The organism is Epilithonimonas sp. 33E (assembly GCF_059372615.1).
On the sequence record NZ_CM182009.1, the window covers coordinates 3,753,601 to 3,767,128 of the forward strand.

A 13,528-nucleotide genomic window follows, 5' to 3' on the forward strand; every position below is an offset into this window, starting at 1 on the left:
TTTCCTTAAATTTAGGGTCTTAAAAATTAAAAATCGAATGTCATTAATTGATCTATCTAGACAAATTGCAATCGGAATTGATATTGGCGGGACTAATACCAAATTCGGATTGGTGAACCACCGTGGAGAAATTCTTGCTAAAGGAAGCATAAAAACTGAAGATTATAAACAAGTAGAGGATTTCATCGACGCTTTACATGCCAATATAACTCCTCTTTTGGAAGAATTTAAGGAAAACAATAGTTTGGACGGAATCGGGGTTGGCGCACCTAATGCCAATTACTTCAAAGGCACAATAGAGCTTGCTCCTAATCTTCCGTGGAAAGGTGTTGTTCCTTTTGCCGAGTTGATGACAAAAAAATTCGGTGTTCCTTGTAAAATGACCAACGATGCTAACGCAGCAGCACTTGGAGAAATGATGTTTGGTGCAGCAAGAGGAATGAAGGACTTTATAATGATCACGCTTGGAACAGGCGTTGGAAGCGGGATTATTGCCGGTGGTAGTTTAATCTATGGACACGATGGATTTGCGGGTGAGCTTGGCCACACAATTGTGAAGCCGGGCGGAAGAAAACACTGGAGTACAGGTTCCGAAGGAAGCCTGGAAGCTTATGCTTCTGCAACCGGAATTGCTATTACTGCAAAGAAATTCCGTGCTGAGTTTCCGGATTCTATGCTGAACCAATATCCGGAGGATGCTATCAACTCAAAAACTGTATTTGAATGTGCAGAAAAAGGTGATCCTACGGCTATTGAAGTTTTCAGATATACAGGACAAAAATTAGGTGAAGCTTTGGCCAATTTTGTAATGTTCTCTTCTCCTGAAGCAATTTTGCTCTTTGGTGGTGTTATCAAAGCCGGAGAATACCTTTTGAAACCTGCTAAATTACATATGGAAAGAAACCTGCTCCCGATTTTCCGAGGAAAAGTAAAACTAGTTTTCAGCGAGTTGGATGAAGCAGATGCAGCTATACTCGGAGCAAGTGCACTTGTATGGGAAAACAATAAATAATTGATCTCACAAATCCTTTGGTCTTTCTTTCTGATAGGAATAATTTTTGCTATTAATATCGGGAAAAATCAAAGGATTTTTCTTTCGGAACAATGACTCGATATTTATTAATCATCTTATGCTTTTTTCTTGTCAACTGTAATGGACAGGAGAAAAAATCAAAACCTTTAACAAATCAAAAAATGGATAAAAACAATTTGGAATATGCCACTTTGGCAGGTGGATGTTTTTGGTGTGTGGAAAGTTGCTTTCATATGCTGAAAGGTGTGGATTCTGTAACTTCTGGATATTCTGGCGGGCACAAAGACAATCCAACTTATGAAGAAGTCTGTACCGGAACAACCGGACACGCAGAAGTTGTAGAGATCGCTTTTGATCCAAAGATTATTTCGTACAAACAACTGCTGGAAGTATTCTGGTTTCTTCATAATCCTACTACACTTAACAGACAAGGAAATGATATTGGAACACAATACAGATCTGCTATTTTCTACCATTCCGAAAAACAAAAGCAGGAAGCTGAAGAATCTATGAAAGAATCGGAAGCAAAACAGGAATGGAACGGGAAATATGTTACCGAGATCGTTCCTTTTAAAAAATTCTGGTCAGCAGAAGCTTATCACCAGGGCTATTATAATACTAATCCAAATCAGCCATATTGTAGTGCTGTTGTGGGACCAAAGATCCAAAAATTCAAAAAACATTTTGGAGAAATGGGTTGGCTAAATGAAAAAGCGGAGAATTAATCTCCGCTTTTTTATATCAAAATCTTACTTCGTTTTCCAATCCTGATTGCGTTTATCCTCCGATCGCTTTTTTCCATTATCAATATTATAAGCCAAACCGATTCCTAAGGTTTGTTTCAGCTGGGTTTTCTTGATTTGGTTATGATCGTACAAAAGATCCAATGTTATGTTGGTTGATATATACTTATTGACTTTCATATTCAGAATTCCGGAATATGACAAAACTAGTCTTTCCGGATGGTCTAGATAATTAGAGAAAACCGAAGCATTGTTTTGCAATGTAATATTTTCCATAAGCTTTACCTTATATTGTGCTGTTCCCAGAAAACCGAATTGAAACAGCATAGAATCACCATCATTTTTCAATCCGTAATTTCCTGCCCATTGCAGGTCTTTGTCCAGAACAAAAGTGAATCTAGCATTGGCAGGCCTTAGTGTCATTGTAAAATTATCACTCGGTTTATAGGTAAAGCCAGCTCCCAGATTTACATATCCCGGTGCCATGAAATTTGAAATCTTAGTAGCATCAGGATTATTTCCATCCTCGTAGCCCGGAGCAAACTGCGTGATCAATCCAGCACCAACAGATGCGTACCAATTATTAGATATTTTCCGCCCATAATTGGTAGAAATATTAATAACATCCTGTGTTTTCCGATTTCCTACGCCTTGTGTATTATTCATTCCATATCCAAGAATAATGAGGTTTTCCCAGAGGTCTTTGTCTTTCTCATAGGTCATATTGTAGTTAACTCCAGCCTGCCAGCCGACATTGTTGGCACCACCAGCAATCCAGTTAGAAAATGCCGATTGATTGAGCATCAAGGTGTTTTGACCAACGATAGACCAAGCTTTTGTAGAATCTTGCGCAGGCTGTTCTTGCGCATAGGAGCAGAAAGCCCACAATAGGCCTCCAAAAAATAGTAGTTTCTTCATATTTATTTGTTTTTGGTTAAACAAATATAATAAAATAGAAGAATGATTTAGTTTACGAAAGGCTTGATAACACCGGTTTTGTTGTCGCGCTCTATTTTATATCCCAGATTATATGTAATTCCGACTCCAAGGGTTTGTTTTCTCTGTAGTTTTTGGATCTGATCGTGGTCATACATCAGATCAAGAGTCACGACTGTTGTAATATATTTGTTAAATTTCAGATTGAGGCTTCCGCTGTAATTGATATCAACTCTCTCAGAATGCTGAAGATAATTGGTAAAGAAATTAATTTGATTAATGTAAGTGGCATCTTTGAATAGTTTAATTTTATAAAGAACATTCAACATTGCACCAAGTTCAGCCCGCAGGCTTTGTCCGTCTCTTTCCAAACCATAATTACCGGCAAATTGTAATTTCTTATCCAAAACAAAAGTAAATTTTCCATTCACCGGTCTTAGAATGACCTGAAAATTCTCGTTCGGATTATAAGAGACACCGATACCCAAATTAAGATAACCCGGTGCCATAAATTTTGAAATCCTGTCATCAAAAACCGGATCAGGCGTGTTGGAATAATTATATCCCGCTGTGAACTGTGATAGAAACTGAAAACCTGTTGACAAATAATAATGCTGAGCCAACTCGTAACCGTAATTGGTCATGATATTAATGTAATCATCTGTTTTTCTTGTAGATTGGCCTGTAGATGATACAAAACCATAACCCAATTGGATATTATTATCCAGGTAATGTTTATCTTTTTTATAAACGATATTATAGTTCGCTTTTCCGATAATGCCGATATTATTGTTTCCTCCGGCATACCAGTTTGCAAATGATGACTGATTGAAAACCAAACTATTCTGTCCAAATACAAACCAACGTTTCAAAGTTGGCAACGTTAAAATAGATGATGGTGTTAATGGACTTGCATCATTATTGTTCGGAATAATTACCACATTATTGGTAATTTTTACAGAATCTTTCTTAATAGATCTTATATCAATGATTCTCGGATTGGCAAGACTGTCGAGATCTATTGCTGTCGAATCCCATTTTTTTTGATTAATCGAATCAATTATTTTCTGATAACCAGTAATTTGAGCTTGTGACAAAAAGCCAAACACAACACAAAATAACGCCAATACCTTTTTCATTAACACCTAATTTTGAACAAAAATAATAAAACTAAATTTTCTAAAATCTGACTTTATAACCAAATTCTTATTGATCATGCAGTTTTTTACAGACAAAATTACCTCTTCCGGAAATTTGGCTGTAAAATTGTGAACTTAAAATTAATGTTTTTAAAATCTTTAAATCTAAGGTCTTTCTTAGTTCCAATAATTATGCTGGGACTGATGTGGAGTTGTTTTATACTTCAGAATCTTGGATTTTTCGAAGGCTGCAACGGAGCAATCATTCCATTATTACCGCAGGGGCTGAAGGGAGTTATCTTTGCGCCCCTGTTACATGGCAATCTTGACCACATTGTCAGCAACTCCATGCCGATAGCAATTCTATTATTTTTACTTTTTGAATTTTATCCGAAAATCGCTTTTAGAATTTTTCTGATTGGTTGGATTGCTTCCGGATTATTGGTCTGGATGTTACCACCAATTGATATCACAACCGGGCAATGGAATTACAACTGTATCATTGGTGCAAGCGGATTAGTTTATATGCTGGCTTTTTTTATTTTTTTCAGTGGTGTTTTTCGCTGGAATATGAAATTGCTGACGGTATCACTTGTTGTTGCACTATATTACGGCAGTCTGATTTGGGGAATTTTTCCGGAAGAATTTTTTTCTCAATTACAGGAACCGAGCAAGATCAGTTGGCAGTCTCATTTGGCTGGCAGTATTACAGGGATTTTATTAGCCGTTATTTTCAGAAAAATCGGTGAAGAAAAAAAAAGAAAATTCATTTGGGAATATCCTAATTATTATAGCGAAAGAGACGATAAAATGTGGCAGGAATATATCGCTAATCATCCCGAAGATTTTGAAGAACTTCCTCAACTGAAGCAGGAAAATATTTGGGAATACCTGGACGAGATTCGTAGAAAAGAAAAATAGTTTTATATTCGTAGAAAACACAAATGAATTATGTTTTCCGAAGAATATCTTTACATCCTTGCGCTTAAGCAATGCAAAAACATTGGCAATTCCAATCTGCGTAAACTGATAAAAAATATTGGCTCTGCTAAACAGGTTTGGGAATCTTCCCCAAAAAATCTTCAATCCATTTTCGGTATCGGTAAAAATATTACCCAGGATATCGGTAAAAAAGAATTCCTGATTGTTGCAGAGAAGGAAATTAAATTTTGCGAAAAGCATGATATTAAAATCGTTTCTCAAAATGAAGATTCGTATCCAAGACAGCTGTTGAACTGTGATGATGCACCGGTCATTTTATTCTGCAAAGGCAATTTAAATTCTGATCATAATCCTGTCAGCATTGTCGGCACCAGGAAGCTGACATCCTATGGCAAACAGTTTATTCAGGATCTTTTGTCCGAATTAACTAACACAAAAATCTGCACCATCAGTGGTTTGGCATTGGGCGCAGACACTTGTGTCCACGAGGAATCACTTAAAAATGAAATTCCTACAATTGCGGTTCTGGCACAAAGTCTCAAAACAATTTATCCTTCCTCTAATAAAAATTTAGCCAAAAGAATTTTAGATAACAATGGTGCTTTAATCTCAGAATACACTAGTTTCGATAACATCAGTAGAGAAAATTTCTTACAGAGAAACAGAATTATCGCAGGATTTGCACCTCATCTTATAGTTGTGGAAACGGCTTATGGCGGCGGGTCTATGACAACTGTTAATTATGCGAATGGTTATAACCGTGATGTTTTTGCGCTTCCAGGAAAAATTACCGATCAGTACAGTCAAGGCTGTAATCAACTTATTGCAATAAACAAAGCGGAAGCTATTGTTGACATTAAAACATTAATTCAAAATCTGAATATTACCATTCAACCGGAACTCTTTCCTAAAGAAGAACCGATGATAAAATTAGATCCCGACAAGAAAGAACATCAGTTAATCCTCGGCATTATTACCCAGGAAAAATCAATTTCTCTGGATGAGATTGCAGACAAAACTAACATTCTGCATCATAAGCTTTTACCAATTCTTTTGGATTTGGAGATCTATGGCTACATAAAATGTCTTTCCGGAAGGCTATATCAAATAAATTAGTAAAAACAACGTTTCGAAAACTTGAAATAAATTAACATTAACTTCAAAAATTCTTAACGCAAAATATGTAATTATACATTAAGCAAAAAATTAAGTCAATATCCTTAAATTTTCAATAAAAATCAAAATATTACTTGCGAAATTCGAAAATAAAATTAAATTTGTTGTCATAATTATAGAATAATGGAACACTATAACGTTGAGCAAAAGATTCAGGAATTTATGGCAAAAATCGAAGCCAAAAATCCTAACGAACCAGAATTTATTCAGGCAGTAAAAGAAGTTGCAGTAACTGTAATCCCTTTCATCGCCACTAAAAAAGAATATACCGGAATGAAGCTCCTAGAGAGAATGGCTGAACCGGAAAGAGTAATCATTTTCCGTGTTCCTTGGATTGATGATAAAGGAGAAATCCAGGTCAACAGAGGGTTCAGAATCCAGATGAATTCTGCGATTGGTCCATACAAAGGCGGGATCAGATTCCATCCGACTGTAAACCTTAGTGTACTTAAATTCTTGGCTTTTGAGCAAGTTTTCAAAAATAGTTTGACAACACTTCCAATGGGTGGTGGAAAAGGAGGTTCTGATTTTGATCCTCAAGGGAAATCTGATATGGAAATCATGAGATTCTGCCAGGCTTTTATGACAGAGCTTTGCAAACATATCGGCCCTGAAACTGATGTCCCGGCTGGTGATATCGGCGTTGGCGCAAGAGAGATCGGATACCTTTTTGGTCAGTACAAAAAAATCAGAAACGAGTTTACCGGAGTATTGACAGGTAAAGGTCTGGCTTACGGTGGATCTTTGATCAGACCAGAAGCAACCGGTTATGGTGTGGTTTACTTTGCTGAGCAAATGCTGAAAACCATCAATGAGTCCATTGCAGGTAAAACAGCTGTTGTATCAGGATTCGGGAATGTTGCTTGGGGTGTTATCAAAAAAATAAATGATCTTGGAGGAAAAGTAGTGACAATCTCTGGTCCGGATGGTTATATCTATGATAAAGACGGAATCTCTGGAGAAAAAATTGATTACCTTCTGGAACTTAGAGCTTCCGGCAATAACAGAGCTGAAGATTATGCTAAAAAATATCCTGAAGCACAATTTTTTGCAGGAAAGAGACCTTGGGAAGTGAAATGTGATATTGCATTCCCTTCCGCAACTCAAAACGAACTGGATCTTGACGATGCAAAAGCTTTGGTCGCAAATGGCTGTCTTTGTGTAACGGAAGCTGCTAATATGCCTTCAACCCTTGATGCAATCAACTATTTCCTAGATAATAAAGTGTTGTTTTCACCTGGTAAAGCTTCTAATGCTGGTGGTGTTGCTACTTCCGGCTTGGAAATGACACAAAACTCTATCAGATTGAACTGGACTTCTGAAGAAGTGGATGCAAGACTGAAAGAAATCATGATCGGTATCCACAAAGCATGTAGAGATTATGGTAAAGAAGAGGACGGGTATGTAAACTATGTAAAAGGTGCTAATATTGCCGGTTTCGTAAAAGTTGCTGAAGCAATGCTGGCTCAGGGTGTGGTTTAAACCATACTTATATAAAAAATGAAAGCAGCTAAGATTTAGCTGCTTTTTTTATTTAAAAGATTTTATCTTGGCAAACCTCTTTTCAAAGCGTAATTAGCCCTCTCGATAGCTTTTTTCTCTTTCCAATTCATATATTTGGCTTTGAAATTTCGTTTCATAAAGTTGTCAAAGTTCCTCTGAACCGTCAGATTCCAAAGGGAATGTGCTTTTACTGCCCAACTTTTGTCCCAGGCTCTCAAAGAGATCGAGAAACTGCCGTCCAGATATTTCATCCAGTGCCACCAACCTGTAGGCATAAAAAGCGTATCACCGTGTTCCAGGAAACATTCGATACCTTCTACTCCATCCAAAGCCGGAAACTTACTGAAATCCGGATTTTCAATATCATAATCTTCTAATGCATAAGTGGCGTACGGAATCTGGTATAATCTGTCTTTCCATTTGTAATCGAAAAGCAAAATGTGTTTTCTCCCGTTGAAATGGGTGTGGAAAATATGCGCCATATCTATGTCATAATGAAGAAATGTCACAGATCCTTTTCCTCCGAAAAACATATTAGGATACTTATCCAAGAAACCTCCCATCAAATCTTTTGGAAAAATATAATCATCTAATAATTTAGGCGCTTGTTTTATAGGATCGAATAAGAAAATCCTGAGATCTGTTGGTTCTTTTTCTATCAAATCTATATAATCCGCAAATTTCATTTTTGCAGCAGAAGCATTGATCGGTGCCGCCGGATCTGCTTTTGAGCTATCATACAAAGGAACTTCTACATCACCAACAGTCTGCTTCATATAGTCCATAGTCCACTTTTGATAAGCCGGCCATTTCCTTGCCATATTTTTTATTACCACAGGTTTGCGTGGCTTCAGGTATTTTTCAAAGAACTCTTCTTTGGTGATATCATCTACAATGTCAATAGGTTTAAGAATAATTCCCATGTTAATGTAATATTAAGCGACAAATTTATTAATTTTTAATCTACTGTGAGAAAAAAAGCGCATTGTTATTTATAACAATTATAAATAGAATTCATTCATTTTATAAATGGTTATTATCAAACTGCATATTGAGCATAGATTTTAACTTAATCAAATTTTTAAACTCCAATAAAAAGTTTGTAACATTTTTTAAATTTTATCTACTAACATTTTAGTGATATAATTAATGACTATGAAAAGAATTCTATCTGCCCTTTTTATGCTGATGTTTACAGTGGTTGTTTTTGGGCAAAAGACAATTTCGGGAGTAATAACAGATTCTGACGGAAAACCCCTTGCCAGCGCAAGTGTAACTGTTGAAGAGCCCGGAAAAAATGCCATCCTGGCTTATGGAATTTCCAATGCCAAAGGCGAATATAAAGTGAATGTAACTTCTTCCGAAAATAATCTTGATCTTAAGATCAAAGCCTTTAATCAGAAGCCAATTACACAATCTATAAAAAACGAAGACCAAAAGCTGAATTTCTCAATGGATTCTCAGGCAACTGAAATCCAGGAAGTAAGGCTTAAAACAAAACTGATTACAAAAAAAGGCGATACAATCTCTTACGATCTTAAGTCTTTTGAAAACAAAAACGACAGAACGCTAGCCGATGTTCTGAAAAAAATCCCGGGAATTGAAGTAAATAAAGACGGAACAGTGCTTTACCAGGGTGAAGCCATCAACAAATTTTATGTTAACGGGAAAGATCTCATGGAAGGTGGTTATGGAACCGTTAATAATTCACTTCCGAAAGATGCGGTTTCAAAAGTGGAAGTTTTAGAAAATCACCAGCCTGTAAGCATCCTGAGAGATAAGGTTCCTTCCGAACAGGCTGCTCTTAACATCAAACTGAAGAAATCGGTGACGATGACCGGTCGCGGAGAAATTGGCGCCGGCTTCAGCCCACTACTTTGGAATGTGAAATTGACGCCGATGTTCTTTGGACAGAAAAACCAGTGGGTTGTCAATTACAAAGCCAATAACAATGGCGAAAGTGTAGAAAAAGAAGGTAACCTCTTGAGTTTTGGAAGCCGTTGGGAAGGCAGAAGATCACAAGCCGGACAAAAATCCTGGACCAGCGTAGAAACAGCGGGTGTTCCGGACGTACCTGAAAAAAGATATCTATTGAATAATGTTCACTTCTTTTCTGCCAACTTATTAACAAGCCCTTTCAAAAATAAAGAATGGGAACTGAAGGCGAATGCTTCCTATACCAATAACAGTATTAAAAGAGAAGACCTACAAACAAAAGTTTATGGAGCGGGTTCTATATCAGTACCAACACTTCCAAATGGTGGAACTTTTATATCTAGTACCAACAATAGATTTTTTGATAATGCTGCCAAGGGTGAATTAATTTTCACAAAGAATGCTAAAAAAGGATTTTTCAAAAATACAACTACCTGGAACAGCTTCTGGAATACAGATCGTGCAAATGTAGACAACAATCTGCCTCCAGCATTGAATGATCCTACAGCAACACCAATTCATAAATTTGCAAATGAATCTCTTGAATCTCCAACCGGAACATTCCAAAATTCATTAAGCACAATTATTCCTTGGAAAGACAAGCTTGTTAATTTTATGAGTTACGTTAAGTATCAGAAAGATAAACAAACGCTCACAGTTTCCCCAGGAAACTATATGGAAAACTTTGGGTTCAGTAATTTTGATAAAATCAGACAATATGCAATTTCTAAAACTCTTGAAGTTAATCATTCTGCTTCTGTAGGATTTTCATATAGAAAATGGACATTCACACCTGAGTTTGGTTTGAATATGAACTTCAACAATTTGAAATCGGCTATTACAGGAGAAGTTAACAATAATAATTATTATCTTGGAACAGATAGACAAAATGATATGGATTGGAACGAGGTAATGCCTTATACTCAAGTTGGTGTTAACTTCAAATCTCAAAATTTTAATTTGAATCTAACGCTTCCAATGAATTTCTATGGTATTACTTACAAAGATAATATCAGACAAAATTATCTGGATAAAAGTAAAACTGTTTTTGAACCAAACCTGTTTGCAAACTTAGACTTTGCATCATTTTTCAAAATCTGGGCTTTTGCGAATCAATCCTATGATTTTGGAAACTTTGGATTCTTGTATGGCGGGAATATGCTCACAAGTCCTACTAATTTGCAAAAAAGATTTAGTAACAATATTGAGATGCCAGAATATTTGAGCAGAATGATCGGCTCCAGATTAGAGTATCGTAATCCTTTGAACAATCTCTTCTTCAATGTAAGATATAACTATTCTACCAACAAAAGAAATTTGATAGAGAGTTATACAACCAATGGCTTTGTTTCACAACTGGAGTTGCAAAGCAGAGAGAACACAATCAGAACCCAGACAGAAGGTGCAGAAATTGGCAAATACTTTCCAAAATTCAAAACCAATCTATCTGTAAGTGGCACCAATACAGATTCCAATTCTTTCTCTTATTTTAATTCCGATTTGAGAGAATCAGCGAATAGCAGACAAACAATGGGTATCAAATTCAACAACACTTATTTCAGTTGGCTAAGTGTAGATTATAACATCAATTTGAATTGGAGCAAAAATACCAATAAAAATGACAATACTGTATTTACATCCAGTGGTTGGAATCATAATCTTGCAGCTTATATTTATCCAAGCGACAACCATACTTTTGGTTTCAACTGGGATGATCTTTCTACAAAAGCAAGTGGGCAGAATTTTAGAAATTCTTTCTTCGATTTGTCATACCAATACACTTGGGTTAAGAGAAAAATCGATTTCGAATTCAAATGGTTGAATATCGCCAACAGAAAAGTTTATGAAACTGTTAATGTAGAAGTTGTACAACAGCTTGTTACAACCAACCAAATGTATATCCGCCCAAGCCAGTTTATGTTCACCGTAAAATTTAATTTCAAATAACACTATTTTATAATTGCAAAAAGGCAGTTCATTTTTTTGTCTGCCTTTTTATTTTGCATAATTTTAAATCACTAATTTTTTAGGTATGAAAAAAACACTATCTATTTTAAGTATTTTCCTTAGCGTTCTATCATTCGCCCAAGGAACAAGAATTATTTACGAATACAAATTCGCTTCCAGCCTGGAAAAAAAAGATTCTCTGGAAACGGAACTCATGTATCTGGATATTAAAAAAGACGGAAGCAATTTCTACAGCAGACAAAAATTTGTAAGCGATTCTACAAGAGATGCCTACTTCAAAAAACAAATCCAGATGGGCTCCACAAATTTTAATTATCGCGGGGGCAATTCCGGAAAGATCGGATTTTCGGTTTCAAAATCCTATCCGGATTTCTCGGTTGTATTGCATACAGGAATCGGAAATTCCAGATTTTCTGTAAAAAATGAGCAGCCTGTGGTGTGGAAAATTCTTCCGGATAAGAAAAAGATTGACAAATTCGATGTTCAGAAAGCCACCGCAGATTTTGGAGGACGAACCTGGACAGCCTGGTTCTCACAAGATTTCCCTTTTCAGGATGGACCATACAAATTCTACGGCTTGCCGGGACTTATTTTGGAGCTGGAAGATGCCACCGGCACACATAGCTTTAAATTTGTGGGAAGCAAAAAGTTTGATGAAGTCACAAAAATCGAAAAAGAAGAGATCGGAAGTACAAGGGGCGGTATGGTTGTCAAAACTTTTGGCGTTCCAGGCGGAAAAGAAATAGAAGTCTCCGAAGAACAGTTCAGAAAGCAGTGGAAGGAATATAAAAATGATCCTGTAAAAGATACGCGACAGATCCTGTCACAAGGTAATATGAAGTTAACGCTTAATATTGATGGAAAGATCGTAACTGATCCTTCGGAAGTACTCAGAGCAATGGAAAAAAACCAAAAGGAAGAAATCAAAAATAATAACAATAAAATCGAACCCGCACTTTATCCTTAGTTTATCCATAAAACACTATTTTTATAGTCCTCTTTCGGGAGGACTTTTTTTATGCACAATTTTAAAACAATTGAAATGAGTTATTTGACAAAACTTAAAAATATAAAAGCCTTCGTATTTGATGTTGATGGCGTGTTCACAGACGGAAGTGTCTATCTCCTGCCGGACAAAAATATGTCTCGTGTGATGAGTGTTTTGGATGGTTATGCGGTAGTTCAGTCTTTGAAGCAGGGCTACAAAATTGGGATCATCACTGGCGGAAACGATCCAATGGTAAAAAATAGAATGGAATATCTTGGCATCAAAGATTATTATGCCAAATCTTCTCACAAAGTTTCTGATTATGAAGATTTCAAATCAAAATATAATTTGCAGGATTCTGAAATTCTGATGATGGGCGACGACATTCCTGACATCGGGATTATGAGATTAGCTGAGATTGCTGCCTGCCCTGCAAATGCAGTTCCCGAAGTGAAAGCCATTTCGGATTATATTTCTCCCGTTTTTGGTGGAAAAGGTGCTGTACGTGATGTCATTGAACAAGTGATGAAAGTCCAGGGAAAATGGAATCTTGACGAAGAAACAAAATCAGCTTAAATATTTACAAATGAAACTATTACTGGCTTCCAATTCTCCCAGACGGAAAGAATTATTAATACAATTAGGCTACCAGTTCGAGGTTGTTAAAATTGATGTTGATGAGTCGTATCCTTCTGATCTAAGGCCGGACCAGATTGCAGAATATATTTCCGAAAAGAAAGCAGAAGCTTTGGAATTAAAATCTGATGAAATCCTGATAACATCTGATACCATTGTTGCATTAGATCAAAAAATACTTCTCAAGCCTAAAGATGAAAAAGAAGCTTTTGAAATGATCAGAAATCTCTCCGGAAAAGAACATCAGGTTTATACGGCTTTTACAATCAAAACTAATGACAATCAGGTCAGTAAAACCAGCAAAACAGATGTAGAATTCTCGGAAATATCAGACCCGGAAATTGATTTTTATGTCAAAAATTATAAGCCATTGGATAAGGCCGGTTCTTATGGAATTCAGGAATGGCTAGGAATGGCAAAAGTAAAAAATATATCCGGCTCTTTTTATTCTGTAATGGGCTTTCCCGTAGATTTGGTTTATGAGGAGCTTAAGAAATTGGGTTGCTTTCCGAACAATTATTAAAACTAA

At 36.3% G+C, this 13,528-nt stretch carries 12 protein-coding genes; 9 read left to right on the plus strand and 3 right to left on the minus strand.

What is annotated here, in order from left to right:
- The first annotated feature begins 37 nt into the window (after positions 1-37).
- Together AC5P2S_RS17260 and msrA are read left to right on the plus strand one after the other, a co-directional pair.
- Positions 38-1,012 (plus strand): ROK family protein, encoded by a 975-nt coding sequence (locus AC5P2S_RS17260; RefSeq protein ID WP_283415928.1) that lies wholly within the window; start codon positions 38-40, stop codon positions 1,010-1,012.
- A gap of 182 nt (positions 1,013-1,194) precedes the next feature.
- Complete coding sequence (gene msrA, locus AC5P2S_RS17265; RefSeq protein ID WP_494555756.1) at positions 1,195-1,758, plus strand: peptide-methionine (S)-S-oxide reductase MsrA; 564 nt, start codon at positions 1,195-1,197, stop codon at positions 1,756-1,758.
- A gap of 24 nt (positions 1,759-1,782) precedes the next feature.
- Here msrA and AC5P2S_RS17270 read toward each other — a convergent pair whose 3' ends face one another.
- On the minus strand, positions 1,783-2,694 hold the full coding sequence (locus tag AC5P2S_RS17270; protein WP_494555757.1) for a DUF3078 domain-containing protein: 912 nt from the start codon (positions 2,692-2,694) through the stop codon (positions 1,783-1,785).
- A 47-nt stretch (positions 2,695-2,741) separates the two neighbouring features.
- Entirely contained in the window at positions 2,742-3,851 is a 1,110-nt protein-coding gene (locus AC5P2S_RS17275) for a DUF3078 domain-containing protein (RefSeq protein WP_283415925.1), read from the minus strand.
- Positions 3,852-3,995: 144 nt separating this feature from the next.
- Between AC5P2S_RS17275 and AC5P2S_RS17280 the strand changes: the two genes are divergently transcribed.
- The 3 genes from AC5P2S_RS17280 to gdhA all read left to right on the plus strand — a co-directional run bounded on the left by AC5P2S_RS17280 (position 3,996) and on the right by gdhA (position 7,451).
- Positions 3,996-4,772, plus strand: a complete 777-nt coding sequence (locus AC5P2S_RS17280) for a rhomboid family intramembrane serine protease (protein WP_494557047.1) — start codon at positions 3,996-3,998, stop codon at positions 4,770-4,772.
- 30 nt (positions 4,773-4,802) lie between these two features.
- On the plus strand, positions 4,803-5,909 hold the full coding sequence (dprA, locus tag AC5P2S_RS17285) for a DNA-processing protein DprA (RefSeq protein WP_494555758.1): 1,107 nt from the start codon (positions 4,803-4,805) through the stop codon (positions 5,907-5,909).
- A 183-nt stretch (positions 5,910-6,092) separates the two neighbouring features.
- A complete protein-coding gene (gdhA, locus tag AC5P2S_RS17290) occupies positions 6,093-7,451 on the plus strand; it encodes an NADP-specific glutamate dehydrogenase (RefSeq protein ID WP_283415923.1) in 1,359 nt (452 codons plus the stop codon).
- A gap of 62 nt (positions 7,452-7,513) precedes the next feature.
- Here the strand turns inward: gdhA and AC5P2S_RS17295 are convergent, their stop codons facing one another.
- A complete protein-coding gene (locus AC5P2S_RS17295; RefSeq protein WP_283415922.1) occupies positions 7,514-8,395 on the minus strand; it encodes a cupin-like domain-containing protein in 882 nt (293 codons plus the stop codon).
- Between the two features lie 232 nt (positions 8,396-8,627).
- On the opposite strand from AC5P2S_RS17295, the gene AC5P2S_RS17300 reads away from it, so the two are divergent.
- From AC5P2S_RS17300 to AC5P2S_RS17315, 4 genes are all read left to right on the plus strand, one after another.
- A complete protein-coding gene (locus AC5P2S_RS17300) occupies positions 8,628-11,354 on the plus strand; it encodes a hypothetical protein (protein WP_494555759.1) in 2,727 nt (908 codons plus the stop codon).
- Positions 11,355-11,439: 85 nt separating this feature from the next.
- Entirely contained in the window at positions 11,440-12,342 is a 903-nt protein-coding gene (locus tag AC5P2S_RS17305) for a GLPGLI family protein (RefSeq protein WP_494555760.1), read from the plus strand.
- Positions 12,343-12,417: 75 nt separating this feature from the next.
- Positions 12,418-12,939, plus strand: coding sequence for a KdsC family phosphatase (locus AC5P2S_RS17310; RefSeq protein ID WP_494555761.1), 522 nt, complete (start codon positions 12,418-12,420; stop codon positions 12,937-12,939).
- Between the two features lie 10 nt (positions 12,940-12,949).
- Positions 12,950-13,522, plus strand: coding sequence for a Maf family protein (locus AC5P2S_RS17315; RefSeq protein ID WP_494555762.1), 573 nt, complete (start codon positions 12,950-12,952; stop codon positions 13,520-13,522).
- Positions 13,523-13,528 lie beyond the last annotated feature (6 nt).